The organism is Caballeronia sordidicola (assembly GCF_001544455.2).
Taxonomy (GTDB): domain Bacteria; phylum Pseudomonadota; class Gammaproteobacteria; order Burkholderiales; family Burkholderiaceae; genus Caballeronia; species Caballeronia sordidicola.
This window is the reverse complement of record NZ_FCOC02000004.1, coordinates 301,402-325,775: the sequence shown is the minus strand read 5'-3', so window position 1 is coordinate 325,775 and position 24,374 is coordinate 301,402. Positions and strand designations below refer to the sequence as shown.

The 24,374-nt window shown below is 61.6% G+C and carries 25 protein-coding genes; 9 read left to right on the top strand and 16 right to left on the bottom strand.

Annotation, left to right across the window (positions count from 1 at the left end; genetic code table 11):
- The first annotated feature begins 42 nt into the window (after positions 1–42).
- Positions 43–861 (top strand): sulfite exporter TauE/SafE family protein, encoded by an 819-nt coding sequence (locus AWB64_RS10845; protein WP_060818691.1) that lies wholly within the window; start codon positions 43–45, stop codon positions 859–861.
- Between the two features lie 284 nt (positions 862–1,145).
- Here the strand turns inward: AWB64_RS10845 and AWB64_RS10840 are convergent, their stop codons facing one another.
- The 3 genes from AWB64_RS10840 to AWB64_RS10830 all read right to left on the bottom strand — a co-directional run bounded on the left by AWB64_RS10840 (position 1,146) and on the right by AWB64_RS10830 (position 4,017).
- Positions 1,146–2,600, bottom strand: a complete 1,455-nt coding sequence (locus AWB64_RS10840) for an HdeD family acid-resistance protein (RefSeq protein WP_060818690.1) — start codon at positions 2,598–2,600, stop codon at positions 1,146–1,148.
- 80 nt (positions 2,601–2,680) lie between these two features.
- On the bottom strand, positions 2,681–3,067 hold the full coding sequence (locus AWB64_RS10835; RefSeq protein WP_060818689.1) for a RidA family protein: 387 nt from the start codon (positions 3,065–3,067) through the stop codon (positions 2,681–2,683).
- A gap of 50 nt (positions 3,068–3,117) precedes the next feature.
- Positions 3,118–4,017, bottom strand: coding sequence for a LysR family transcriptional regulator (locus tag AWB64_RS10830; protein WP_060818688.1), 900 nt, complete (start codon positions 4,015–4,017; stop codon positions 3,118–3,120).
- 115 nt (positions 4,018–4,132) lie between these two features.
- Between AWB64_RS10830 and AWB64_RS10825 the strand changes: the two genes are divergently transcribed.
- A complete protein-coding gene (locus AWB64_RS10825) occupies positions 4,133–5,029 on the top strand; it encodes an NAD-dependent epimerase/dehydratase family protein (protein ID WP_060818687.1) in 897 nt (298 codons plus the stop codon).
- A gap of 72 nt (positions 5,030–5,101) precedes the next feature.
- On the opposite strand, the gene AWB64_RS10820 is transcribed toward AWB64_RS10825, so the two are convergent.
- Both AWB64_RS10820 and AWB64_RS10815 read right to left on the bottom strand, forming a co-directional pair.
- Positions 5,102–6,196, bottom strand: coding sequence for a malate/lactate/ureidoglycolate dehydrogenase (locus AWB64_RS10820; protein WP_060818686.1), 1,095 nt, complete (start codon positions 6,194–6,196; stop codon positions 5,102–5,104).
- A 118-nt stretch (positions 6,197–6,314) separates the two neighbouring features.
- Positions 6,315–7,778: a M20 family metallopeptidase gene (locus AWB64_RS10815; protein ID WP_060818685.1), complete on the bottom strand. Its 1,464-nt coding sequence runs from the start codon at positions 7,776–7,778 to the stop codon at positions 6,315–6,317.
- A gap of 258 nt (positions 7,779–8,036) precedes the next feature.
- On the opposite strand from AWB64_RS10815, the gene AWB64_RS10810 reads away from it, so the two are divergent.
- Positions 8,037–8,552, top strand: a complete 516-nt coding sequence (locus tag AWB64_RS10810) for a DUF1993 domain-containing protein (RefSeq protein WP_060818684.1) — start codon at positions 8,037–8,039, stop codon at positions 8,550–8,552.
- A 7-nt stretch (positions 8,553–8,559) separates the two neighbouring features.
- Here AWB64_RS10810 and AWB64_RS10805 read toward each other — a convergent pair whose 3' ends face one another.
- Together AWB64_RS10805 and mprF are read right to left on the bottom strand one after the other, a co-directional pair.
- Positions 8,560–9,813 (bottom strand): virulence factor family protein, encoded by a 1,254-nt coding sequence (locus AWB64_RS10805; protein WP_060818683.1) that lies wholly within the window; start codon positions 9,811–9,813, stop codon positions 8,560–8,562.
- Positions 9,810–12,350 carry a bifunctional lysylphosphatidylglycerol flippase/synthetase MprF gene (mprF, locus tag AWB64_RS10800; RefSeq protein ID WP_244164021.1) on the bottom strand — a complete coding sequence of 847 codons (2,541 nt, stop codon included), beginning with the start codon at positions 12,348–12,350 and terminating at the stop codon, positions 9,810–9,812. Before mprF ends, AWB64_RS10805 begins: the two co-directional genes overlap by 4 nt.
- A gap of 433 nt (positions 12,351–12,783) precedes the next feature.
- Here mprF and AWB64_RS10795 point away from each other — a divergent pair, with 433 nt between their 5' ends.
- Positions 12,784–13,152 carry a hypothetical protein gene (locus AWB64_RS10795; RefSeq protein WP_060818681.1) on the top strand — a complete coding sequence of 123 codons (369 nt, stop codon included), beginning with the start codon at positions 12,784–12,786 and terminating at the stop codon, positions 13,150–13,152.
- Between the two features lie 12 nt (positions 13,153–13,164).
- On the opposite strand, the gene AWB64_RS10790 is transcribed toward AWB64_RS10795, so the two are convergent.
- The 7 genes from AWB64_RS10790 to AWB64_RS10760 form a co-directional block, all read right to left on the bottom strand.
- Positions 13,165–13,752, bottom strand: coding sequence for a hypothetical protein (locus AWB64_RS10790; protein WP_244164013.1), 588 nt, complete (start codon positions 13,750–13,752; stop codon positions 13,165–13,167).
- A 195-nt stretch (positions 13,753–13,947) separates the two neighbouring features.
- On the bottom strand, positions 13,948–14,253 hold the full coding sequence (locus tag AWB64_RS10785) for a BrnA antitoxin family protein (RefSeq protein WP_060818680.1): 306 nt from the start codon (positions 14,251–14,253) through the stop codon (positions 13,948–13,950).
- Positions 14,240–14,512 (bottom strand): BrnT family toxin, encoded by a 273-nt coding sequence (locus AWB64_RS10780; protein WP_060818679.1) that lies wholly within the window; start codon positions 14,510–14,512, stop codon positions 14,240–14,242. Before AWB64_RS10780 ends, AWB64_RS10785 begins: the two co-directional genes overlap by 14 nt.
- Before the next feature lie 138 nt (positions 14,513–14,650).
- A complete protein-coding gene (locus AWB64_RS10775) occupies positions 14,651–15,718 on the bottom strand; it encodes an ABC transporter ATP-binding protein (protein WP_060818678.1) in 1,068 nt (355 codons plus the stop codon).
- Between the two features lie 14 nt (positions 15,719–15,732).
- A complete protein-coding gene (locus AWB64_RS10770) occupies positions 15,733–16,560 on the bottom strand; it encodes an ABC transporter permease (RefSeq protein ID WP_374728613.1) in 828 nt (275 codons plus the stop codon).
- Positions 16,557–17,420 carry an ABC transporter permease gene (locus tag AWB64_RS10765; protein ID WP_244164020.1) on the bottom strand — a complete coding sequence of 288 codons (864 nt, stop codon included), beginning with the start codon at positions 17,418–17,420 and terminating at the stop codon, positions 16,557–16,559. Before AWB64_RS10765 ends, AWB64_RS10770 begins: the two co-directional genes overlap by 4 nt.
- A 130-nt stretch (positions 17,421–17,550) precedes the next feature.
- A complete protein-coding gene (locus AWB64_RS10760) occupies positions 17,551–18,705 on the bottom strand; it encodes an ABC transporter substrate-binding protein (protein WP_082850429.1) in 1,155 nt (384 codons plus the stop codon).
- A gap of 481 nt (positions 18,706–19,186) precedes the next feature.
- Between AWB64_RS10760 and AWB64_RS10755 the strand changes: the two genes are divergently transcribed.
- A complete protein-coding gene (locus AWB64_RS10755) occupies positions 19,187–19,957 on the top strand; it encodes a DeoR/GlpR family DNA-binding transcription regulator (protein ID WP_060818676.1) in 771 nt (256 codons plus the stop codon).
- Here AWB64_RS10755 and AWB64_RS32055 read toward each other — a convergent pair.
- Positions 19,922–20,095 carry a hypothetical protein gene (locus AWB64_RS32055; protein ID WP_208603266.1) on the bottom strand — a complete coding sequence of 58 codons (174 nt, stop codon included), beginning with the start codon at positions 20,093–20,095 and terminating at the stop codon, positions 19,922–19,924. The two genes, AWB64_RS10755 and AWB64_RS32055, sit on opposite strands and share 36 nt — an antisense overlap.
- Before the next feature lie 195 nt (positions 20,096–20,290).
- Here AWB64_RS32055 and AWB64_RS10750 point away from each other — a divergent pair, with 195 nt between their 5' ends.
- The 4 genes from AWB64_RS10750 (at position 20,291) to AWB64_RS10735 (ending at position 23,681) form a co-directional block, all read left to right on the top strand.
- The gene (locus tag AWB64_RS10750) at positions 20,291–20,974 is read left to right on the top strand and encodes a histidinol-phosphatase (protein ID WP_060818675.1); all 684 of its coding nucleotides are present in this window, start codon (positions 20,291–20,293) and stop codon (positions 20,972–20,974) included.
- A gap of 68 nt (positions 20,975–21,042) precedes the next feature.
- Positions 21,043–22,320: a NupC/NupG family nucleoside CNT transporter gene (locus AWB64_RS10745; protein WP_060818674.1), complete on the top strand. Its 1,278-nt coding sequence runs from the start codon at positions 21,043–21,045 to the stop codon at positions 22,318–22,320.
- A gap of 9 nt (positions 22,321–22,329) precedes the next feature.
- A complete protein-coding gene (locus AWB64_RS10740; protein WP_060818673.1) occupies positions 22,330–22,719 on the top strand; it encodes a cytidine deaminase in 390 nt (129 codons plus the stop codon).
- Positions 22,716–23,681 (top strand): nucleoside hydrolase, encoded by a 966-nt coding sequence (locus AWB64_RS10735; protein ID WP_060818672.1) that lies wholly within the window; start codon positions 22,716–22,718, stop codon positions 23,679–23,681. The genes AWB64_RS10740 and AWB64_RS10735 overlap by 4 nt, the downstream gene beginning before the upstream one ends.
- On the opposite strand, the gene AWB64_RS10730 is transcribed toward AWB64_RS10735, so the two are convergent.
- Positions 23,678–24,352 (bottom strand): alpha/beta hydrolase, encoded by a 675-nt coding sequence (locus AWB64_RS10730; protein WP_060818671.1) that lies wholly within the window; start codon positions 24,350–24,352, stop codon positions 23,678–23,680. The two genes, AWB64_RS10735 and AWB64_RS10730, sit on opposite strands and share 4 nt — an antisense overlap.
- Positions 24,353–24,374 lie beyond the last annotated feature (22 nt).

Here is a 24,374-nt window from a genome sequence, read left to right as displayed (position 1 = left end):
CGTTTTTCGACCGACGCTCACCTAACCGGTTCTCCAAGCTGCATGCCTTTCCCACATATCGATCCACTTTATTCGGCCTCGGGCCTGGCCGTCGGCTTTCTGGTCGGACTTACCGGCGTGGGCGGCGGCTCACTGATGACTCCATTGCTCGTGCTGCTGTTCGGCATCCACCCGGCCACCGCGGTCGGCACCGACCTGCTCTACGCGGCGGCAACCAAGGCGGCGGGCACGCTTGTCCACGGACTGAAAGGTTCCGTGGACTGGCGCATCACAGGACGTCTTGCGGCAGGAAGCATTCCCGCCGCCGCGCTCACCCTGTTCCTGCTGCACCGATATGGCCTCAACACGCCTGCGGCCGCTCGCGTGATCCAGCTCGTGCTGGGCTCGGCGCTGCTCGTGACCGCTTTGTCGCTCGTATTTCGGCCCCAGCTTGCAAGGTTCGCGTACAACACCGGCATGGCCCGCGAGGCACGCGGCGACACGGACGCGGCAAGCCGCGAAACGCGTACCGTGGCCTGGACGGTCCTGACCGGCGCCATCCTTGGCGTGCTGGTATCCATCACCTCAGTGGGCGCGGGCGCGATCGGCGTGACGGTGCTTCTGCTGCTGTATCCGAGGCTCGCAACGGCGCGCATCGTGGGCTCGGACATTGCACACGCCGTGCCGCTTACATTGATTGCCGGGACGGGTCACTGGCTGCTGGGTTCAGTCGACTGGTCCCTCCTGCTGTCGCTGCTGGCCGGGTCGCTCCCGGGCATCGTGCTCGGCAGCCTGTTGTCCGCGAAAGCGCCTGAAATCCTGCTGCGCAACGTCCTGGCCGCCACGCTCGTGCTGGTCGGATCAAAGCTCGTGTTCAGTTGATCGCCGGACAATTCGATCGATAGTAGTCGCCAGACGTGACGCTTTCCAGTCGACCGAATGGCCCATGACGTGTGAATGCCGCCATTATCGGGACCCTGATTCCGTTTCACGTAATGGGCCATTCGGTCAGCTTTCGGAAACCGGTCGAAACGTGCACGATTCGGAGAACAGCAAGGGCCATTGTCCGATTTCGCGGCAACGCCCGGGTCCCGCTGAACCATCCGCTTTGAACAGCGTTGGATGCCCGCCGCGTGCGCCACGAAGCCGTGGCGAACCATGTGTTTCTAGGAAGTGCGAGGGCCATCCATACGTCCCGCCCGGGCGTCGGCGGCATCGGACGCTTCCTGTCTCCATTCGCGCCGCGAGCGCAGCATCTTGCGCACCGCGAGGCGCGTCATCTTGAGATAGCTGAACGGGCGGGGATCGGCGAGCATGCTCAACGCCCGTGCGTAATCGAGCGTGAGACCGGGCGTCCATGCCATTGTCGCGGCGCGTTTGCGGACCTGCGCCGCGACCCAGAGTTCGGGCGTCACGAGCAAGCGCAGGAACGCGCGCCAGCCGGTATCGCGCCCATGGAACGTTCCAACGGTGCCTTCGAGCGCGGCTTCGAGCGCATTGGAGACCGTACTGGAACAATTGCGGTAAGTGAGGTTATAGGTCGAGTCCTGCCGGTACTTCGCCCAAAACGCATCGAGCTTCTCCGGGTGATAGTTCCGGATACGCACGCGCGTCGTGGATTCGCACCATGCTTTTGATTCGGTCGGGTAGTCCGGCTGGAACAGCCCCGGTACGTTGTTCTCGCGCGTGGCGCGCAGGATGCGGCCGAACTCGTCGGGCGACCGGTCGATTTCCACGCCCGGATACAGGCTGATGTAGATGCCTTCGGGAGATTCCAGCGCGGCGTGGCCTGTCGAGATGACGCCATTGGCGTCGACAGCCGCAATATAGCGGTCCACGATCAACCGCCGGTTCGCCTGCGTTCGCGCCGAACCAACCGGCGTCCAAACGTGCACGGTGAGCGCTTTTTCATCGGCGGCCGGTGGGCCGTCCCACTCGAACGGCGCATCGGCTTGCGTCGCGCTGGCGCGCGCCGCGGCCTTCGCAGTTGCGGTTTTCTCGGCAATGGCGGGATCGGTGATGACGTCATCCGAAAGCGCCAGCGTCCGTTTGCTTTCGGGCGGCAGGTTCTGCATGCGGCGCACGCGAAACGCGATCAGCAGCATGTTCCAGCCACCGAAGGCCAGTCCCAGCCCGATTGCGTACGGCGCCGTGCCGACGTAATGCGTCGGATAAGGCTGGAAAAAGAAGATCGCGAGCAGTATCTCGATCACGGCCAGCGTCGCGACCACCCGCCACCGGCTGTAACGGACCACGACAGCCGACAGGAGTTGCAGCAGGCCATCGGCGAGAAAAAGCGTGCCGAAGATCATGGACAACACGAAGTTGCCATGATGGTGACCCGCCATGATCAGCAGCGCTGCCAGCGCGAAGGCTGCGCCCTTCACGTACCGCAGCGTGCGCTGGCCACCCACGCCCGTGCCTGCCGCGGCAAGTGTCGCGAGGCCTTCGAGCAGAAGCAGCCACGCAAAAAAGCGTATGGGAAAGTAGAGAACGCCATCGAGGGCATCGATAAAAACGAGCACCCCGATCACGAGCCAGATACTGCCGGCGACTGCCAGCGTGATCCATCGGCGGCGCAAGTAGTCCACACCCAGCAGTAGCAGCACAAGTTGAATCATGAGCTCACCTGTGATGGAAACGATGCCGCCATGATAAAAGCGCTGCTGCCCTACGCCAACTCTGGGACCTCACTGAGCGCCTACTTTTCAACCCAGGCCCGCGCCGCGATCTCGATCAGATAGCCATAATGCAGCGCGCCGACCGGCACCACCGCCCGCGCCGGTTTCCATTCGCCGAAGTGGCGCGCGTAGATTTCGTTGAACGCCTTCCAGTGGTCCACGCCGACCAGGTAGACGGTCACTTCGATCACGTCCTGCAAGCCCGCTCCGGCCGCGGCCAGCACCGTGCTGACGTTCTCGAGCGTCTGCCGGGCCTGTTCCTCGAATGGCAGCTCGCCGGTGTGCGTGCCATCGGGGCGCATTGGCAATTGACCCGAAACACAGATGAGATTGCCAGCGCGCGTGGCATGACTGTAATGACCAGCGGGGACCGGAAGGCCGGGGGCGTAGATTCGTTCAATAGGCATGGAGAGGCTCAACTATCAAAAAGGTCAGCCGGCAGGATACGTCCGCGCGCTCAAAGCACCAACCTTCCGGCGAGAAAATCGAGAAAAGCTTTGGCGCGTCCGGCCATCGATGCGCTTTGGTAGAACACCGCGCTGATTGGTTGCCTGACGTCGAGCCACGCGCTGTCCATGACAGTTCGAAGACGGCCGCTCGCCACGTCCGCATGCGTCATGTAGGCCGCGAGGCACACAATGCCGCCATCGGCGAGCGCAAGCTGACGCATGGTTTCTCCGCTCGACGCCGCAATGTCCGGGACAATCCTGAAGCGCGCGTTGGCCTGATCGCCCCGGTCGTCGGACAAAGGCCAGTCGTTCAGGCTTTCGGGCGCGGTAAATCCAATCAGCCGATGTGCCCGTAATTCGGCAACCGTTCGCGGCTCGCCATGCTCGGCCAGATAGCCAGGACTGGCGAGAATCCGCAGCCGGCTGCTGCCCAGCGAGCGGGCGTGGAGCGTGGAATCCTGCAACGCGCCGATCCGGATGGCAATATCCACGCGCTGCTCCATCAAGTCGACAAAGCGCTCGTTGCTGCTCAACTCCAGCACGATTTCCGGGTACGCCGCCGCGAACGCCTGCACATGCGGAACGATGCAATGAAGCATGAACGGCGACGCCGCGTCCACCCGCAACCTTCCCGCCGGCCGCGCCCGTTGCCGCGCGATGGACTCTTCCGCATCTTCCATGGCGGCGAGGATGGCGCGGGCGCGCACGAGAAACAGTTCGCCTTCGTCGGTCAGTTGCAGCCGGCGCGTGGTGCGGCGAATCAGCGTGGAATCGAGCTTGGTTTCGAGCCGCGTCAACGCGCGGCTGACGCCGGAAACGGTTTGTTGTAAAGCCTCGGCGGCGGCGGTAATCGAACCGCTGTCGATCACGCTCACGAACGCGAGGAGTTCCTCCGTGGTGGTTTTCATCTCAAAGATTATTGATTCAAAGTCAAGATTGATTTGAGACTAACACCATTTTTGCGAAAGTAGAACCGGGCGATACTGCGTGCATCGACTCATCACCAATCAACGGAGAGCGAACATGAAGATATTTGTGACGGGTGCAAGCGGGTTTATCGGCGGTTCGATTGCGGCGCACCTCGCGCGCAACGGCCATCAGGTGCGTGGACTGATCCGACGCGCCGATCAGGCCGCCGAACTGAAGCAACTGGACGTGGAACCCGTGATCGGGACCCTGGACGACCGCGACCTGCTGATCGCCGAAGCAAAAGCCGCCGATGGCGTGATCAACGCGGCGAACAGCGACCATCGCGGCGCGGTGGAAGCCTTGATCGACGGGCTGGCGGGATCGGACAAGCCGCTGTTGCATACGAGCGGATCGAGCATAGTCGGCGATGCGTCGGGCGGAGAAGGAACGGACGCGATCTATTACGAAGACAAGTTGCCCGAACCGACCGCCGATAAAGCCGCGCGCGTCGCCATCGACAATCTCGTGCTCGACGCGGCCACGCGCGGCGTACGCGCCTCGGTGTTGTGCAACACGCTGATCTACGGCCATGGCGCGATGAAGACGGCGAAAAGCGTGCAGTTGCCGCGTTTGCTGGCACAGGCGCAGAAAAGCGGCGTTGTTCGCCATGTTGGACCTGGACGCAACATCTGGTCGAATGTACATATAGACGACGTCGCCGACCTCTACGCGCGCGCGCTTGAGCAAAGCCCGGCCGGCACGTTCTATTTTGTGGAAAGCGGTGAAGCGGCGTTCCGCGACATGACGGCGGCGATAGCCAAGGCACTGGGCCTCGGCGAACCGCAGGACTGGCCGCTTGAAGAGGCCAAGAAGGAATGGGGCTACGAGATGGCTTCGTACGGGCTCGGATCGAACAGCCGGGTTCGCGGCAAGCACGCGCGTGAATTGCTCGGATGGACGCCGAAGCGCACGTCGGTGACCGACTGGATTCGCGACGAAATGATCAAATAAACGTTTATTGCCCAAGACAAGCGACAAGCGCGGCCGGTTGAAAAACCCGCCGCGCTTTCGCGTCTGAAGCGTTTATCGCAGCGCTTTCATATATCCATCGATTTCCGCAGCGGGCATGCCCGCCGTCACGGCGGCGTCGTGAATCTGCTGCCAGGTGGTCGGATCAATGGGAACGCCCTTCACTTCCAGTTCCGCGCGACGCACACGTTCCGGCTCGCCCGGCACCATGATTCGGTCCGTGTTCGCGGCAAGCGGCGAGGCCTTGACCCATTCCACGAACGCGTCCGCTTCGGCTTCGGCGTCGGGTGCATCGAACGCTTTCGGATCGACGATCACCGAAGTCATGCAATTGATGATCGCGTTGGTGGTGTCGAGCGTGCTTTCGTGCGTTGTGTAGCCGCCCGACAGCGCGCCGCCGAAAATCTCGCACATCGCTGCAAGGCCGTAGCCTTTATGCGCGCCCATTGCCGTCAACGAACCAAACGGCGCTTCGTGCATGACCTTGGGCTCGACAGTCGGCACGCCCGCGTGATCGATCAGGTATCCAGGTTCGACCTTCACGCCCTTGTTATACGCCACGCGCGTCTTGCCGTAGGCAATGCCGGAGGTCGCGAAATCTAGCACGAGAGGCTCGCGCCCATCGCGCGGAAACGCGGCGCAAAACGGATTCGTGCCGAAGCGGCGATCGATCCCGCCAAACGGCGCGACCAGCGGATCGCCCGCCACGTTGACGAAGTGGAACGACACAAGGCCCGCGGCCGCGCACTGCTCGGCCCAATGCCCGATCCGCCCGATATGATGCGCATTGCGCAAGCCGACAGCGCACACGCCGAGCTTTTTGGCGCGCTCGATACCGCGTTCCATCGCTTCATAGGCCACGACCTGGCCGAAGCCCTTCTTTCCATCGATAGTCAGCACCGCGCCGGCGTCGCGGACAATGCCGGCATGCGTGTTGAGCTTCAGTTCGCCGTCGCCAAGAGAGGCCATATAGCGCGGAATCATGCCAACGCCATGCGAATCGTGGCCGGACATATTCGCCATCACCAGATGGTCGGCAACCAGTTGCGCCTCGCGCGGCGTGCTGCCGGCATGCGTCCAGATCGCGCTGACATAGGCGTGCAATGTATGGCGGGGAATGCGGGCTTCGGACATGTTCTCAGTGTTCATGCGACTGCGTCTCCTGATGTTGAAGTGCGGCACTGCAAATGCTTGTGGCATGGATTGCCGTACCAAATGAAAAGGCGCGCTGGAAGCGGCGCGCCTTTTCATTATCGATGACAGGACTTCAAGGCGTTGCGGCAATCACCTCGGCGACCGTTGCCGTCAGTTTCTTCGCGAACGGCACGTGCAGGAATTCATTCGGCCCATGCGCATTCGACCTCGGTCCCAGCACGCCGCACACCATGAACTGCGAGCGCGGAAAGCCTTCCTGCAAGGTGCTCATCAATGGAATGGTACCGCCTTGTCCGAGGAACGCGACGTCCGCGCCAAAATGCCGGCGCGACGCGTCGTTCAACGCTTCGTCGAGCCAGGGCGCCAGTTCCGGCGCGCTCCAGCCTGTCGCCTCGCCGCGCTCGGGCTTGAACGTGACCTTCGCGTTGTAAGGCGGATCGGCTTCGAGCAGCGACTTGAGTTCGGCGAGCGCCGTGGTCGCTTCGACCAGCGGCGGCAAGCGCAGCGAGAGCTTGAACGCGGTACGCGGGCGCAGCACATTGCCGGCATCGATCAACGAGGGCAAGCCGGATGCGCCGGTCACGGCAAGCGACGGCCGCCACGTGGAATCGATCAGCGCCTGGCGCGGATCGGTCGTGACGGGCAACACCGTGCCGCCATTCTGGCCGCACGTCCAGGGCAGCTTTTTCCAGACATCCTCGCCGAGAATGCGCGCCGTTGCTTCTGCTTCGCCCAGACGCCGCGCGGGAATATCGCAATGAAATCCCTTCGGCAGCAGATTGCCCGTGCTCGAATCCTCGAGCCGTTCCAGCAGGCGGCGCATGATCCGGAAAGTTGATGGCGCAATGCCGCCGTTCGTGCCGGAGTGAATGCCTTCGTCCAGCACTTGCACTTCCAGATCGCCCGCAACGAGACCGCGCAACGACGTGGTAAGCCAGAGCTGATCGTAATTGCCCGCGCCCGAATCAAGGCAGATCACGAGGCTGACTTCGCCCAGGCGGTCCCGCAGCGCATCCACATAAGGCAGCAGATCGTAGCTGCCCGATTCCTCACACGTTTCGATAATGCCAACGCAACGCGGCCGCTCGATGCCCTGCGCGTCGAGCGCGGCGATGGCGCTGATGGAAGAATACGTGGCATAGCCATCGTCCGCGCCGCCACGGCCATACAGCTTGCCGTCTTCGAACTTCGGCGACCACGGGCCCAGATCGCGACGCCAGCCGTCGAACTCGGGCTGTTTGTCGAGATGGCCATAGAGCACGATGGTGTCGCGACTGTTGGAACGTGTGGCGGGCGCTTCGAAGAAGATCACAGGCGTGCGTCCTGCCAGCCGGATGATCTCGACCTTCAGGCCACGCACTGGCTGACGCTCGGCCCATTGCGCCGCATCCGTAATGACGCGCTCGATAAAACCGTTCTTCACCCAGTCGAGATCGAACATCGGGCTCTTTGCAGGCACCGCGATGTAATCGGTGAGCGCGGGGAGGATCTCGTCGTCCCACTTCCGGTCGATAAATTCACGCAACGCGTCACGATCAATGCGCTGTGCTTCTTGAGTAAGGTCGTCTGAAATCATGACGGGCGTCCCAGCCGTTTAAAAGTCAATGATAGCCGGGATTGGTGGTGCTTCGGGCGTGGAGTTCTCCTTGCGTAGGAAAAGGGATCGACTGTTGTCAGGCTTGACTGACAACGTGCGCGGCATTTCGCCACCTTGAATTCCGGGTGGGACCGCTTCCAGTAAAACATCGAGTCCGGGCAGCGAAGAAAGCGTCATTTCGCGCGTCCCGGTATGCTGACGATCCGTCCAGTCAGGACTTAGAAAAGGAACTTCCCCATGTCGGTTTCAATGTATCGCGCGAGCATTCCGGTTTTCATTCGCGGCCTCGAGGTGCTCGTTTCCCTGATCGATAAAGCCGAGGCGCACGCGCAAGAAAAAGGCCTCGTCGACACGGACATTACGACCGCCCGGCTGATCGACGACATGCTGCCGTTCACGGGCCAGATCCAGCGCGCCAGCGACACGTCGAAGCTCTCGGCGGTTCGCCTCTCAAGCGTCGAGGCGCCCAGTTTCGACGATACCGAAACCACCTTCGCGCAATTGCGGGAACGATTGACGAATACGTTGTCGTATCTGAAAAGCATCGATAAATCGACGCTCGAAGGCAGTGAGGCGCGCGAGATAACACTTAAGCAACGCGCCGGGGAACTGAAATTCAATGGCAGCGATTATTTGTTTTTGTTCGCGCTGCCAAATTTCTATTTCCACGTTGTTACCGCCTACGACATCCTGCGGCATCTTGGCGTGCAGGTCGGAAAGCTCGATTATCTCGGAGCATTGAACGCCGCCTGAAGCGGCTTCAGGTTCGCGCGGCGATCTGCTTTTGCCAACTGCTCAGGATGCGTCGCGCGAGCACGCCGTAATCGCCACCGAAATGGTGATCGCCGCTCGTCTTGATCACTTCAATGCCCGTGTTCGTGAGCGCCGGGCACAGCGTATCTTCCTCGGCCGCGCCGTAGATGCACTGCACGATCGCGGGCGGCAGCTTTGCGAGTTCGGGCCGCACCTTGAACGCGTCCTTGCTCGCGGGCATGCCGAGCCATCCGGTCACGCGAATCTGGAAATCGGCGTCGGGCGCGAAGCCCATCAGCGACACCATCGATACCTTCGTGCGCACGGCGTCGGGCAGACGGTTGTAGGCGAACGGCATCACGTCCGCGCCGAACGAATAGCCGATCAGCGCAACGTGCCCGGCATGCCATCGCGCACTGTATGCCTGGATCACACGAGCCAGATCGTGCGCGGTCTGCTCGGGTGTTTTTGCGCTCCAGAAATACCGCAAGCTGTCGATGCCAATCACCGATACCCCGTCTTTCTGCAACGATTCCGCGACCGTTTTATCGAGGTCGCGCCAGCCGCCGTCGCCGGAAATCACGATCGCAAGCAGGTTGGTCGGATGCGCGGCGGGCAATTCGACGAGCGGGAGATCGGAGACATCCTCGTCGCGCATCGGCTCGACCTTCAGATGCGGCGCGGCGAGCGCGAGCAGCGCATCGGCCCTGGACGCGGCGGCGGGCTGCGTGGTTTTATCGAAGAAACCGGGCAAGCCTTTCGCGTGCGTGATGGTCGGATCGGGCGGGCACAGGTTGAAACGCGCGTCCAGTTGCGTGTCCGGATTCAATGCCAGCGCGCCCGCGACCGTGTTGTCCGGCGCCTGCGACAGGATCTTCGTAGCGAGCACGCCGCCCTGCCCCGTGCCCATCAGGATCGGCGCGAAATAGCGGTTCGACTGCACCTCGCGTTCGAGTTGATGACTGAGCGCTTCGGCGTCGCCAACGAGGTTGTGGCACGTTTCCTTTTCCAGCGGCAGCTTCGCCGCGTAGCGCGCCGTGTCTACGCCTACGACCATCGCGCCGTTCCTGGCGAGTGCATCGGCGGCCTGGGTGTCCGCCGGGGACCAGGTTTTATCGGAGAACAGCACGACGAAACCGCGCATCGGACCGGCCGGTTTGCTGAACTGGACCTCGCCGTAGCGGCCGCCGGAAATCGTGGCGGCATGCACCGCCGACACTGCAAACAATGAAACGAACGCCAACTTGCCGAGAAAATTCATGAACGCCAGCCTCCCGCCAGCAACGAGAGATCTGCGAGCGTAAAAAACACGCCCACCGAGCCGGATGCCGCGAGATAACGCGGTTCCCAGCGCGGCTGGAACTTGCTCTTGAAACCGCGCAAGCCGCGGAAATTGTAGAAGCGGCCGCCGAAGCGCCAGACCAGACCCGCCAGCCGATGCCACGGCGATGCAAGCGGCGTTGGCTGCATGCCCGAAAGCGGCGCGATGCCGAGACTCAACGTCTGGTAGCCAGCCTGCTTCAGATGCAGCGCGAGTTTGGTGAACAGATATTCCATTGCATAAGGCGACGCGTCGGGCACGTGGCGCATCACGCCAACCGTGGCTTCCGTGTTCATGTCCGTGGTCATGAACGTGACAAACGCCACCGGCTTGCCTTGCTGGCGAACCAGCAAAACGGATTGCGCCGCAAGGTATTCGTCGTTGAACGCCGCCACCGAGAAACTTTTCTCGCGCGCCTCGCGGCCGTTCAGCCAGGCATCGGACACTTCGCGCAGCATGGGCATGGCGTAGGGAACCTGCGCGGCATCGATCACTTCCACGTCGAAACCATCACGTTCGCCACGTTTTAACGCATAACGCAAATGCGCACGATGCGATCCCTTCAGGTCGAAATCTTCCAGCACGACGTGCGCTTCCTCGCCGAGTTTCATCAGCGTGAGGCCGGCGTCGAGGTAAAGCGGCAAGGCGTCGGCGCGAACCTGGTAGAACGCCGCGCGGCCGCCGTGCGCGTGCGCCATTTCCACGAATCGGCGGATCAGTTCCGCCCATTCGCGGCGCGGCCCGACGGGGTCATGAAGCGCCGCCCATGTACGGCCATGCTTGGCGTACATCAGGAAAGCTTCGCGCGAAGTCGAGAACAGGAAACTCTTGTCGCCCATCATGGCCAGGCCGGCGTCGCTGCGCTCCTGAGCGCGGAAAATCCGGGCGGCATCGAGCAGGTCCTGCGGCGCTGGCTTTTCAAAACGGCCGGCCGCCGGACGCAGCAACTGCCATACAGCGAACAGCGCTGCAAAAAGACCCGCCGCCAGCGTGGCGCGCAACGCGCGGGGCGCGCGTTCATCGAAGGCGAACTGCCACCAGAGATCGCGGCTGTAGTTAATATCGCGGAAGGCGAACAACATGATCCAGACTGCCAGACCGATCACGATACCCACCGATACCAGCCAGCTTGCCGTGAACCGTTCGGCCAAAAGCGACGAACGCCGGTTGAAGCGGTCGCGGGTGGCAAGCAGCAACACGATCAGCAATGCAAGCACGCCAGCTTCCACGAACGCCAGGCCTTTCGCGAGCGATAACGCCAGGTTGGCCACCGCGAGCGTGACCGCGACCCACCACGCGGCGTCGAGCCGGCGCAGCAAACCTCGTGCTACGAACAGCAAAACCACGCCCAGCACGCTTCCGAGCAGTTGCGAGCTTTCCAGCACCCAAAGCGGCAACACGGACTGCAGGACGGCAATTCGCTTGCCGAATGCGGGCGTCGCGCCCGAAATTACGAGCATGCCGCCGACCACGAAGGTCACCACGCTCAGGAACAAGGGAGCAAGCTGCGACACATTCGATGGATTCAGGAACGTGAACCGTCCCTTGAGCGCGCGGCCTTCGAAACCGGCCAGCACGGCCGTCGCCACGATCAGCGGCAAGCCAAAGTAGATCGCCCGATACGCGAGCAGCGCGGCCAGCATGGCCGGTGTATTGACGCTGCCGCCGAGCGCGAAGACCATCGCCGCCTCGAACACGCCAACGCCGCCAGGCGTATGGCCGATCATGCCAAGCAGCATCGCGGCCGAGAACACCGTCAGGAATTCGCCGAAACCGACCTGCGCGTGCGGCAGCACGGCCCAAAGCGCGAGCGCGGCGGCGCAGACATCGAGCGCGGCAAGGACGAGTTGCGCGACCAGATCGCGGCGCGACGGCACGGTGAGCGCAAGCCACTTCCAGCGCGATTGCAGCGTCCTGGACGATTTGCCGCACAGCCCGATCATCAACGCGAAAGCGGCGAGAATCGCGGCGCCGCCGAACCGGAGCATTTCCGGCGATGCATGCAGCATGGCCGCAAGCGTGTTCGCGGCGCACACCATGCCGACGGCCGTCATCAACGCGAGCGCGAGCGCCAGCGTGACGCTGGTGAACACCGTGAGGCGGCCGACTTGCGCGGGGGTAATGCCCGATGCACCGTACACGCGGCAACGCACGGCGCCGCCGGTCAGCGCGCCGAAACCTGTCGCGTTGCCAAGCGCGGACGCGACCGTCGCACCGACCCACAGCACGGAATGCGGCACCTTGGCGTCGAGATATCGAAGGCTGACGGCGTCGCGGCCGACCAGCGCCACATAGCTCATCGCGGTGGCGAGAAGCGCACCCGCCCACGCCTCGAACGAAAGCGCGAGCAACTCGTGAACGACGGTTTTGTAGTTGACCGCGTGCGAAAGATGCTGGAAAACCACGAGCAGCAGTGCGCACACGACCAACGCAAGGACAGGTGCGGTGAAACGCTGCAAACGCCAGGACCGGGCCATGCGGCCAAGCGATTCCGGCTTGAAGACTGAACGAACGACATTTCTGCGAGACATGCGAATTACCGGACTTGCTTCAACGCTTTCCAGCCTTGCGGCCAAGTGGCGTTGTTATTGGTTCTTGGTTCTGATCGGCTGTGAGCCGGACCGTTGTCGCTCGTACCCCGCGTTCCCAGATTTCATAAACCTGAATAGAACGTTACGGTTAGCAACGCCTGTATATCGGCGACGGTTGACGGGACTTAAGAAAAGTCGGCGATTCTATGCTTTTTATGAGCGCGAGTTCGGGTTATTACGTGGTTGCTCGCGCCTTGGCGTACTTTTCTGGCGGTCTCCGCGTGCTTTCTTTACGCCGGATTGGCCAAGCGGTTAGCATCTTGGCTCCAGTGCACGCCCCGGGCGACGCATCTATCATCGATAAAAAAGGTTCTACCGAATGAAAACGCCACGCCTTGCTGCCGCCCTCGCCCTGATCGCCACCGCCGCTGTGACGGCGCTCGCCTTGGGCGGCTGCGTGACGCAATATGATTCGCTCGTGAAAACCGTGCCCGTGGGTTCGGGAACGTCGCATCTCACCGTGTTGCCCTTCACCGCTTGCGTGAAGGCGAAATGGGCGGCCCGGCCGCTGAAAACCGGCGAATATTCGCCAAACGCCGATGGCGACGTGATCACCGTGCACGGCCCGAGAGGCGAAACCCTGCTGCTGATCGACGCGGAGCCCTCCGCAAACGGCACGGGATATACCATTTACGGGGACATAGTGAGCGCGGCGGTGTATGTCGCAGACGCGCACACTTGCGACTAAGGCGCTGCGTATTCAGCTCGCGCCGCCCTTCATGTCGACCAGAGCCTGATGCGTGCCTACAATCCGGCCGATCAGATAGCCATCAGACGCGCACGCGTTCACTCGCTGCTCGCCATTCCAGACAATCTTGTATTGCTCGTCCTGCAGGTGGATGCCGGCGGGATCGAACTGGGCTTTGGGCGGCGTGGACGGTTTGCCGGCGTCGCGGATTTGCTCCATGACCAGCCGGTTCCAGGTGTACGCGTAGCCGTACTGGACGCCATCGGCGAACGCGTCGAGGTCGCAAACCTGCTTGGGCGGCGTGATCGAAACCTCCGTTCTATAACCGCTCGGACCACCAATATCGATGCGCTGCACACCGGGCGGACCGGAAACGCCGGCCGCGATCGCTTCAGCGGAGCGGCTGCGCGCTTGCGGCTTGGGCACGGAAGTAACGACCGGCGCCGAAGCCGCGCTCGGGACTGCGACCGCCGCGTTGTCCGCGGGCGGGACGGAAGCGCAGGCGCTTAAAAGGAGTATCGATGCAGCGAGGATCGCGCCCGAGGCTCGAACGCGGGATGCCGGAAAACCCGAAAACTTGAAATAAGTGTCGAAAATCACGCTTTTGCTGTCCGTCTCAAATAAACCGGACCCTACCTTAACATTTTGAGACAGCGGGGGAGATTGTGCAGGATTTCGCCGCGGTGGCGGAGTATCGGGCTCCGGCGACGGGCAGCGCAAAATGACAAGGCCGCTCCGGTACATAACCCGAAACGGCCCTGATGGCTGGACCCCCTTGCTGCCGCGGCGCTCGGATCAAGCCGTCTTCAACGGATGCTCGCTCAAATAAACCCGCAGCGCGTTGTTCATCCGCGTTTGCCAGCCGTCGCCGGTCGCGCGAAACGCAGCAATCACGTCCGCGTCGTAGCGCACGCTCACCTGCTCCTTCGGATGCTCTTTCAGCGGCCGTCCCATACGACGCTCAGCCATGACCTCGGGAAACGGGCGAAGCGCCTTGAACTCCTCCGGCGACAGTTCGGCCGAGTCGGAGTCTGCGGCAATGCCGCGGTTGATCGCCGCTTCTTCTTCCGGCGTATTTCTGATCAGTTTAGCTTTGCTCATATTCGTTGATCTCCCTGTTGTTCGCGCGGCGAAAACTAATAACGCGGATAGCTCCGTCACGGGGTGTAAACACCACACAGTGCAGCCGGCTTTCGAGCGCGCCATACCCCAAAAACCGCTCCTCGCGATAATCCCGCCGAGTATCCGCCTTGATTCGCAGCGCATCCCAGTCAAGCCGTCCGGCGTCGGCCAGCGATACACCATGTTTGCGCCGGTTCGACGCGTCTTTGTCCAGATCGAACATCACGTACTGTTTCATTTATTGTAGATGCAATAAGTCTAGAAGACAAGGTTGTTGCCTTGCGTGCGCCGCGCGATGGCAAAAAAAAACCGTCCCGCGATCTGCGGAACGGTTTCTTCACGTAAGACGATGGTACCCGGACGATGCTTTGGCCCGTCAAGCCCCTTCTTCCAGAACCAGCAGATTCTCATGCGAGAAGCCGAGCGCTACCGGTTGCCCTCGCTCGGGCAGCCGGCGATTCGGGTCGTTGAAGACATCGAGCGAAATCACCGATTGGTCCACTCGCGTCCGGATGCGCACCACCGCGCCGAGAAAATTGACCTCTTCGACGGTTGCCGCAAGCGTGTTGCGCCCATTAGCCGGCGCTTCGAGCACGATTGCCTCCGGACGCACGGCAAGCGTGCGCTGCTTGCCGGCATCGCTTGAATTCAACGCGTGCGAAGTCCGTAGCTCCTGACCGCCCACCACAATGCGGCCGCCCGCCGGATCCACCACCTGTCCCGACATCAGGTTCAGCGTGCCGACAAACGACGCCACGAACCGCGTGCGCGGAAAGTTGTAGATCTCCGACGGCGTTCCGATCTGCTCCACGCGCCCTTCGTTCATGACGACGATCCGGTCGGATATCGACAGCGCCTCTTCCTGATCGTGCGTGACGAATATCGATGTAATGCCGAGTTCGCGCTGCAGGCTGCGGATGTCTTCGCGCAAGGAGACGCGAATCTTGGCGTCGAGGGCGGAAAGCGGCTCATCGAGCAGCAGCACTTGCGGCTTGCTCGCGAGCGCCCGCGCAAGCGCCACGCGCTGCTGCTGGCCGCCCGACAGTTGCCACGGATACCGGTCCGCCAGCTTGGGAAGTTTGATGAGCGCAAGCATCTCCTCCACACGCGCCTTGATCTCGCCTTGCGGGCGGCGCAACACCTTCAGACCGAAGCCGATGTTGTCCGCGACCGTCATGTTCGGAAACAGCGCGTACGACTGGAACACCATGCCGACCTTGCGCTGGCGCGTACGAACATGAGTCACGTCGCGGCCGCCGAGCTTGATCGTGCCGCGCGTGGGCGTCTCGAAGCCGGCGATCATGCGCAGCACGGTTGTCTTGCCGCAGCCCGAGGGGCCGAGAAACGTGATGAACTCGCCGCGTTCGATCTGCATGTCGAACTGATGCAGGACCGTGTTCGTGCCGAACGTCTTGCTGAGGTTTTCGATCTCGAGAAGCGCCATGACAAGCCAGCCTTTTAAGTTTTTTGTCCGGCGATGGACCGCGCCGAGCCGAAGACCTGAATGAGCCCCATCGAGGCCCACGTAATGGCAAACGCAATGATCGCAAGCGCCGACGGTTCATACGCCCGGTTCGCGCCGATCAACTGAAGATAAGGCCCGAACGCCGGGCGGTTGAGCAGGCTCGCGAGCGTGAACTCGCCAATCACCACCGCGAACGTCAGGAACGCGCCCGACAGGATGCCCGAACGCACATTCGGAAAGATGATCTTGAAGAGGATGGTAGGCCACGTCGCGCCCAGGCATTCCGCAGCTTCCGTCAGCGAGCGAACGTCGACGGCGCGCAGGCCTGCATCGACGGACCGGTACATGTAGGGCAAACACAGCGTCACGTAGCCGCAAATCAGCAGGAAGTCCGTCGCGCGCTCGTTGCCGGTCAGCGGCAAAAACGAACTGCTGTTATAGATATGCAGATAACCGAACACGATCACAATAGCTGGGATCACCAGCGGCAACAGCGTGATGAATTCGATCAGCGGGCGCAGTTTCGGCAGGCGAAGCTGCACCCAATATGCAGTAGGAACCACCAGCAGCACGCCGAGCACGATCGCGAACACGCCCATCAGGATGGAGTAGCCAAACGACGCCTGGAAATGCGGATCGGCGAGTACGACACGATACGCGTCGAAGCTGTATTCGCTGCGCCGCATCTTCAGGCTGAACTCGATCGTCGCAAGAAGCGGCAGCAGAAAATAAACCGCGCCGACCAGCATCGCGATCCACGCGCCCGCGCGGGTCTGCGTGCGTATCTTGTTCTCAGGTGCAATAGCGGCTGCGGTGCTCATCGACGCCCCCTTTCAGCGCGCGAACGCAGCCAGATGTAACCGCCATTGGACAGACCCGTGACCAGCACCATGCCGAGCGCCAACGCGTAGCCAAGGTTCTCGTTATGCAGAACGTCGCCACGAATCTGCGCGTACAGCACGATCGGCACAATGTTGAGCGAGCTCCCCGTCAGTGCATAAGCCGTCGCAACCGCGCCGAATGCATTGGCGAACAACAGCAGCGTGGCCCCGAGCACGCTTGGCCAAAGCACCGGCAGCGCGACATACATCCAGTAATGGTAAGCACTGCCACCGAGGCAATCGCATGCTTCGCGCCATTCGCGTTTCAGGCCGTCGAGCGCGGGCGTGATGATAAGAACCATCAGGGGAATCTGGAAATACAGGTACGTCAGCGTCAGTCCCGTAAAGCTCAGGATACTGAAGCCCGTGGAATACAGGTTGATGCCCACGTACTTCTTGAGCAGCACCGTGACCAGTCCGACGCGCCCCAATGTGCAGATGAACGCGAACGCGAGCGGCACGCCCGCGAAGTTCGACGCCACGCCCGAGAACGTCATCAAGGTCGGACGAATCCAGACCGGCAACTTGCCCTGCACGGCGGCCCAAGCAAGCAAGAGCCCGAGAAATCCGCCGCCCAACGCCGACGCCGCGCTGACCTTGAAGCTGATCCAGTAGGCATCGAGTACGCTCGGTTGCAGCAGTTCGCGAAAATTGGCGAGCGTGAAATGGCCCTGTGCGTCCTGGAACGCGCCGACCATCAACCAGGCGGTGGGCAGCAGCAGAAACAATATGGCGAAAGCAAAAAACGGCAGGATGCCAAGGTAATTCCACGCGGGCGACACACGTCTCGCCGCCTTCATGCCAGGACCCAGCGACGGGTCCTCATGCACGGACCGGGGGGCGGCGATCTTCGATGAAGTGCTCATGATGTCGCTCTGGACTGACAAGCCGCGCCGGCGATGCAACCAGCGCGAGCCAAAAGGACGCTCGTTACTTCACGTTGGCGCCGACCACCTGATCCCATTGCTTCGTGATGAGCGCTTTCGAAGCATTCTGCTCGTCGAGCGTCGGGAACACCACGTTCTTGTATGCGGAGGGCGGCGGCAGCTTGGCAAGCAATGCAGCCGGAATCTTCTTGTTCGCTTCCAGATCCTTGAAGCGGATCGGATGGCAATATCCCGCGAGCCAGCCAAGCTGGCCTTCGTCGGAGTAGAGGTATTCCATCCACAATTTCGCCGCGTTCGGATGCGGTGCGTAGGCGCTGATGCCCTGCACATACACGCCCGCGACCACGCCTGTCTTCGGCACGACCACGGCGACCTTCGGATTGCCCTTCAAGGTATCGCGATCCGCCAGCGCGTTGTAGTCCCAGCGCACGATGACCGGCGTGGTGCCTTGCGCCAGCGACGCCGCCTTGCCGATCACCGGCACGAAGTTGCCATTCTTGTTCATGCTGCCAAAGTAGCTAAGACCCGCGGGCCCCGCCTTCGATGCATCGCCCTTCGCTTGAGACAGACCGGCTGCATAGACGGCCTGGATAGCCTGGTTCGCCGATCGCGGATCGCCCGCGAGCGCAACAGCATTCTTGTAGTCTGGCTTGAGCAGGTCCGGCCAGTCGGCGGGAACCTTGTCGATCATGTCGGTGTTCACTTCAAACGAGAGCACGCCGTAATAGTCGCCATACCAATAGCCGTCTTTCTCTTTCGCCGAATCAGGAATCGAGCCCCATGTAGACACCTTGTAAGGCTGCAGCAAGCCGGCGGACTGTGCGGTCGGTCCAAACGACAAACCCACGTCGATCACGTCGGGCGCCTGCGGTCCGGTGTTGCCCTTGTTCGCCTTGATGGCCTCGACTTCGTCGCCTGAACCGGCATCCGGATTCAGCTCGTTGACCTGGATGCCGTACTTCGCCTTGAAGCCCGCAATCAGCGCGCCATAACCGCACCAGTCATGCGGCAATGCAATGGTCGTCAACTGCCCTTCCTTCTTCGCCGCCTCGATGAGCGCCGCAGGCGGAGCCGCTATTGCCTGGCCCGCGAGCGCGCTCAACGTGGCGATGGCCGCCGTGATGGATACCTTTGCCGCCGCGCCGCGGCCGGCGTTCCGGTGTAAAGGCGAAGCCACTCGCAACCCGTGTTGAATCATGGTGTTTCCATCCTCTGCCTGACGTGCTTACGTTTTTGGAATGTTGCGTGCAGCGTGCATGCTGCCCGATCCGAAACTTGGTTTTAATGCGCACATATCCGGCGCGCACGCGACTCTGGCGGCCAAATATTTAAGAACTATGACGACGGCTAAAAAGACAGCGATCCAGGACTGATTTCAGGCACCGCTGGCAATCGAATGAAGCGATTGGCGAGTGTGACGGAGAGACTAAGTTCAAATACCCAAATTCGCAAGTATCCAAAAAAATGCAACCTGAAGGGCGCCGGTTCTTGTTAATCTTTGAGCTGCAGCGATCAGGGTGAATCAGATGTGAAACAGGACATGAAGCGCAGATGCAAAGCGGTGAAGCTTCAAAGAACTGCTTCATTAATATTGGCGACACGCGAACGACACATAGTGCGCTGTCGCATGTCAGGACCCTGGAAAAATCCGCTGGACATCAAAGCTCAAGGAACGCCGCATGTGGCAGGAAGATCGTCACCAGAGAATTCGGGCGCTGCTTGCGACGCTCGAACGCGTATCGACCGAGCGCATCATGGCCGAGCTCGGCGTGTCGCGTGAGACGGTCCGGCGAGACCTGGTGGATCTGGAGGCGCTCGGCGAGCTAAAGCGCGTGCATGGCGGCGTGACGCGTCCCGTTGACGAGGCGCCCATCGCCGAACGCAGCCACACTCGCGTGAAGTCCAAGAATGCGCTTGCCCGTGCAGCGACAGCGCTGGTCAGCAGCGGCCAGACATTGTTCATAGATGCCGGCACGACCACCGCGATCCTCGCAGAAGAACTCGCAAAACTCGCCAATCTGACGATCATCACGAATTCCATTGACGTCGCGCAGAAGATGCGTTCGACCAGCGAAAAGACCGATACGAGCAATGAGATCATCCTGCTCGGCGGCTCGATCAGCGACCGCGCATTCGCGACCGTGGGCGGCACGACGGTTGCCGAGATCCTTCGATACCGCGCGGATATCGCCCTGCTTTCTCCAGTCGCCATTGATCACCGGCATGGCGCGACCAACTTCGATCACGCCGAAACCGAAGTCGCGCGCGCAATGGTCGCGCACGCCGATCGCGTGGTGATATTGGCCGATTACAGCAAGATCGGGCAGTGCAGCCGGATTGCGTTCTGTCCCATCAACCGGGTAGATACCCTGATCACCAACAAGAAAGGCGCTGAGGGACCGGCGCTGCTTTCGCTACGCAAGAAGTTGCCGCAGGTAATCCTGGCCTAGACGCTGTCGTTGCCATACGTTGCGTGGAGCACACGGCGGCGCAGCCGCGCCGAGTACCCGCGGAATGCCGGTGCGGACAATATGCATGCCCCACATCAGCAACGCCACGCCAGACGGAATATTCAAAAGAGTCAACATGGGCCGCTTCCGTTTTTCGTTCCAGCGCTGACGCCGTCAGCGCCATGATGCCATGCGAACGGGTTGTACAATTTTGCTTTATTGTATTTTTGGGTATTCACCGATACGATCGATCCGGCGCGGGTGACCCGCGCGGGCTACTTTTCTATCGCATTTTCACCTGCAATCTGAAGGACCGTTCGCATGAGCCGAAGCATGAGCCGGACTCTGGCGCTGTTCGATCTGGACCATACGCTGCTGCCGCTGGACAGCGACCAGTCGTGGGCGCGCTTTTACGCTACGCTCGGCTTCGAGGGCACCGCCGATCACGTCCGCGATATCGATGCGTACTATCAGCAGTACGCGGCAGGCACGCTCGACATGGACGAGTATCTGAAACTGACGCTCGCGCCGCTCGCCCGCCATTCGCGCGCGGATCTCGATGCGTGGCATGCCTCGTTCATGAGGACGGTCATTGAACCGGCTATTCGCCCGGAAGCGCTCGCGCTGGTGCGCCGTCACCTGGATGCAGGCGATCTGTGCTGTATCGTGACAGCCACCAACGCCTTCGTCACCGCGCCGATCGCTAAGGCGCTGGGTGTCGAGCATCTGCTCGCCATCGACCTGGATACCGAAGACGGTGATCCGCTTGGACGCTATACCGGCCGTTCGACAGGCGTCGTGACGTTTCGTGAAGGCAAGATCGTGCGGACCGAACAATGGCTTGCATCGCAGGGATTGAGGCTGACCGACTTCGAAGAAAGCTACTTCTACAGCGATTCCGTCAACGACGTCCCGCTCATGGAGCGCGTCACCCATCCCGTCGCAACCAATCCCGATCCTCGGCTTCGCATGATTGCGCTCGAGCGCAACTGGCCGGTCATCGACCTGTTCGGCTAGGCGGCGGTTTTATTCATGCGCCATATGGCGTAGCATCTCGGCCATTCTTACAACAGACGTAGAGAGACATGGCCCTGATCGCCCGCAACCTGCTCGGCATTGCCGTACTGCTGTTCATCGCGTTTATTTTTTCCAACAACCGCCGCGGCATCCGCTTGCGTACCGTCATACCCGCGCTGCTTGCGCAAATTGGCATTGGCGCGTTCATCCTGTTCGTGCCCATAGGCAAGAGTGTTCTTGCAGCAGCCGCGGCGGGCGTGAACCACGTGCTCGGCTATGGCAACGCGGGCATCGAATTTTTGTTCGGCGGCCTCGTGCAGTCGAAGATGTTCCAGGTCTTCGGTGACGGCGGTTTTGTGTTCGCGGTGCGCGTCCTGCCCGCCATCATCTTCGTGACCGCGCTGATCGCGGTGCTCTATTACCTCGGCATCATGCGCTGGATCGTGATCATTCTCGGCACGATTTTCCAGAAGCTGCTTGGAGTATCGAAGCTCGAATCGTTCTCGGCCGTCACCACCATCTTCCTCGGCCAAAGCGAAATGCCCGCAGTCGTCAAACCGTTCGTTCGCGACATGACGGGCGCCGAATTGTTCGCGGTGATGTCGAGCGGAATGGCGGCGGTGGCAGGCTCCGTGCTCGCGGGATATGCGGGGCTCGGCGTAAAAGTCGAATATCTGCTTGCCGCGTCTTTCATGGCCGTGCCAGGCGGATTGCTGTTTGCGAAGATCATCCATCCTTCCACGGAAGCGAGCCGCGTCACACTGCAACATCTCAGCTTTGACGAAAAACGCCCCGCCAACGTTATCGAAGCAGCCAGTTCGGGCGCGACCGTCGGCCTCAGGATTGCCGTGATGGTCGGCGCCATGCTGATTGCGTTCGTCGGCCTGATCGCGTTGCTGAACGGCATCGTGGGCGGCATTGGCGGATGGTTCGGCGCGCCGCATCTTTCGATGCAATCCGTGCTCGGCGCCATCTTCGCGCCACTCGCCTATCTGATTGGCGTGCCGTGGGACCAGGCGGCGCTCGCCGGAAACTTTCTTGGCCAAAAAATCATCCTGAACGAATTCGTCGCATATGCGTCGCTTTCGCCGTATTTGAAGGACTCCGCAAGCGTCGCGGCGGCTGGCCTGCAAGTGCTCGATCCGCGTACCATAGCAATCTTGTCGTTCGCGCTGTGCGGGTTCGCAAACTTTGCGTCCATTGCCGTGCTGACCGGCGGCTTCAGCGCGGTAGCACCGGAACGGCGCGCGGAAGTGGCGCGCTACGGCCTGCGCGTCGTGCTTGCAGCCACGCTCTCGAACCTGATGAGCGCGACAATCGCGGGCATGTTCCTGACGCTCAACTAAGGAAAAATCATGACGATGGACCAGTTGCTCGAACGCGCGAAAGTTGCGCGCGAACGGGCCTATGCACCTTATTCGAAGTTCAAGGTCGGCGCGGCGCTGCTGACAAAAGACGGCCGCGTTTTCGATGGCTGCAACGTGGAAAACGCATCGTACGGATTGTGCAACTGCGCGGAACGCACGGCGTTTTTCAGCGCCATTGCGGCGGGCTGCCAGCGCGACGAATTCGCGGCGCTGGCCGTGATTGGCGACACGGACGGGCCCATCGCGCCCTGCGGCGCGTGCCGTCAGGTAATCATCGAACTAGGCGGTCCCGGCTTGTCTATCCGCCTTGGCAACCTGCATGGCGCGACGCGTGACACAACGGCGCGCGAACAGCTTCCGGACGCGTTCTATCTATGACACGGCACAAGGTTATCTACGACACGGACCCGGGTGTCGACGACGCCATGGCGCTCGTCTTCCAGGCGCTGCATCCCGACATCGAACTGCTCGGGATCACGAGCGTGTACGGCAACGCGACCATCGACACCACCACATCCAACGCCTTATATCTGCGCTCGCGTTTTTGTCCCGGCGTGCCGGTCGCGCGCGGTGCCGCCGCACCGCTGCATCGCGCGCCGCCCGCGCCGCTCGGCTGGATTCATGGCGACAACGGGCTGGGCAATATAGAACTGGGCGAGCCCGGCGATACGACGCTGGACACGCGTTCGGCGCATGAATTCATTATCGATACCGTTCGTGCCCAACCCAACGCAGTGACGCTGATCGCGGTCGGCCCGCTGACGAACCTTGCGCTCGCGCTCGAAGCCGACCCGCAGATCGCAACGCTCGTGAAGCAGGTCGTCATCATGGGCGGCGCATTTGGAACGGCGGGCGTGCTCGGCAATGTATCGCCGGCGGCTGAAGCGAATATCCTGTGCGATCCCGACGCAGCGGACATCGTGCTCGGCGCGGCGTGGCCGGTGACGCTCGTGGGTCTCGACGTGACGCAGGAGACGATCATGCCGGACGAATGGCTCGCGAGCTTTCGTGACCAGGGAGGCGATGCAGGCCGTTTCGTGTGGGACGTGTCACGTCATTACGCGGCGTTCCATAAAGATAGCGCGGGACTCGACGGCATCTATGTCCACGATTCCTCGGCGGTGGCTTATGTGCTTGCGCCACATCTCTACACCGTGCGCCGAGGTCCTGTGCGAGTCGTGACGAGCGGCATAGCGACAGGCCAGACGATACAAAAACCATTGACCATGAAGGTCCCCGCGCCGGACTGGGACGACCGTCCGGCGCAATCGGTCTGCATTGGCGTGAACGCGGCCGGCATGCTCGAATTGTATAAAAACACCTTCTTTAAAGCACCCTAGCGGCTCAATTGCGCGCCGAGCCAGGCGCGCAACGCTTCGACTTCCTCAGCGCAGACCGAGTGCTGCATCGGGTATTCATGCCACTCGATCTTGCAGCCGTGCGCCAGCGCAAAGTCGCGTCCCTGCACCGCAAGATCGAACGGCAGCACCGGGTCCTGCGTGCCGTGCGCGGCGAAGATCGGCGTATCGCGGTTTGCTTCGCTAAACGCCGCATCGATCAAACCGGGCGACGGCACGTAGCCCGACAACACGATCAAGCCAGCCAGTTTCTCCGGATGAGTAAGCCCCGCTGTATAGGTCATCGCGCCGCCTTGCGAGAAACCGGCAAGGAAGATTTTGGAGGTCGGAATACCCCGCTCGTTCTCGCGGGCAATCAAATTGCGGATGTGATCGCACGAGGCCTTCAGGCCGGCTTCATCGACACGCCGGTTCACGCCATCGAATGACAGAATGTCGTACCACGCGCGCATCACGTAGCCATTGTTGCCTGTCACCGGCATTTCGTTCGCGTTGGGAAACACGAAACGCACGGCGGGCAGATCGCCCAGGCGCAATTCCGGCACGAGCGGAATGAAGTCGTTGGCATCGGCGCCCAGGCCGTGCATCAGGATCACAGCAAACTCGGGATTTGGCGCGGTTTCCACGTCGATGGTGGACAACAAGACGGTCATGGGCTGGACTCCGTTAATGGCT

Bases quoted from the DNA above. Each gene is read 5' to 3' on its own strand.
- AWB64_RS10845 (WP_060818691.1), top strand. From the start codon at position 43: ATGCCTTTCCCACATATCGATCCACTTTATTCGGCCTCGGGCCTGGCC.
- AWB64_RS10840 (WP_060818690.1), bottom strand. From the start codon at position 2,600: ATGATTCAACTTGTGCTGCTACTGCTGGGTGTGGACTACTTGCGCCGC.
- AWB64_RS10835 (WP_060818689.1), bottom strand. From the start codon at position 3,067: ATGCCTATTGAACGAATCTACGCCCCCGGCCTTCCGGTCCCCGCTGGT.
- AWB64_RS10830 (WP_060818688.1), bottom strand. From the start codon at position 4,017: ATGAAAACCACCACGGAGGAACTCCTCGCGTTCGTGAGCGTGATCGAC.
- AWB64_RS10825 (WP_060818687.1), top strand. From the start codon at position 4,133: ATGAAGATATTTGTGACGGGTGCAAGCGGGTTTATCGGCGGTTCGATT.
- AWB64_RS10820 (WP_060818686.1), bottom strand. From the start codon at position 6,196: ATGAACACTGAGAACATGTCCGAAGCCCGCATTCCCCGCCATACATTG.
- AWB64_RS10815 (WP_060818685.1), bottom strand. From the start codon at position 7,778: ATGATTTCAGACGACCTTACTCAAGAAGCACAGCGCATTGATCGTGAC.
- AWB64_RS10810 (WP_060818684.1), top strand. From the start codon at position 8,037: ATGTCGGTTTCAATGTATCGCGCGAGCATTCCGGTTTTCATTCGCGGC.
- AWB64_RS10805 (WP_060818683.1), bottom strand. From the start codon at position 9,813: ATGAATTTTCTCGGCAAGTTGGCGTTCGTTTCATTGTTTGCAGTGTCG.
- mprF (WP_244164021.1), bottom strand. From the start codon at position 12,350: ATGGCCCGGTCCTGGCGTTTGCAGCGTTTCACCGCACCTGTCCTTGCG.
- AWB64_RS10795 (WP_060818681.1), top strand. From the start codon at position 12,784: ATGAAAACGCCACGCCTTGCTGCCGCCCTCGCCCTGATCGCCACCGCC.
- AWB64_RS10785 (WP_060818680.1), bottom strand. From the start codon at position 14,253: ATGAGCAAAGCTAAACTGATCAGAAATACGCCGGAAGAAGAAGCGGCG.
- AWB64_RS10780 (WP_060818679.1), bottom strand. From the start codon at position 14,512: ATGAAACAGTACGTGATGTTCGATCTGGACAAAGACGCGTCGAACCGG.
- AWB64_RS10775 (WP_060818678.1), bottom strand. From the start codon at position 15,718: ATGGCGCTTCTCGAGATCGAAAACCTCAGCAAGACGTTCGGCACGAAC.
- AWB64_RS10770 (WP_374728613.1), bottom strand. From the start codon at position 16,560: ATGAGCACCGCAGCCGCTATTGCACCTGAGAACAAGATACGCACGCAG.
- AWB64_RS10765 (WP_244164020.1), bottom strand. From the start codon at position 17,420: ATGAAGGCGGCGAGACGTGTGTCGCCCGCGTGGAATTACCTTGGCATC.
- AWB64_RS10760 (WP_082850429.1), bottom strand. From the start codon at position 18,705: ATGATTCAACACGGGTTGCGAGTGGCTTCGCCTTTACACCGGAACGCC.
- AWB64_RS10755 (WP_060818676.1), top strand. From the start codon at position 19,187: ATGTGGCAGGAAGATCGTCACCAGAGAATTCGGGCGCTGCTTGCGACG.
- AWB64_RS32055 (WP_208603266.1), bottom strand. From the start codon at position 20,095: ATGTTGACTCTTTTGAATATTCCGTCTGGCGTGGCGTTGCTGATGTGG.
- AWB64_RS10750 (WP_060818675.1), top strand. From the start codon at position 20,291: ATGAGCCGGACTCTGGCGCTGTTCGATCTGGACCATACGCTGCTGCCG.
- AWB64_RS10745 (WP_060818674.1), top strand. From the start codon at position 21,043: ATGGCCCTGATCGCCCGCAACCTGCTCGGCATTGCCGTACTGCTGTTC.
- AWB64_RS10740 (WP_060818673.1), top strand. From the start codon at position 22,330: ATGACGATGGACCAGTTGCTCGAACGCGCGAAAGTTGCGCGCGAACGG.
- AWB64_RS10735 (WP_060818672.1), top strand. From the start codon at position 22,716: ATGACACGGCACAAGGTTATCTACGACACGGACCCGGGTGTCGACGAC.
- AWB64_RS10730 (WP_060818671.1), bottom strand. From the start codon at position 24,352: ATGACCGTCTTGTTGTCCACCATCGACGTGGAAACCGCGCCAAATCCC.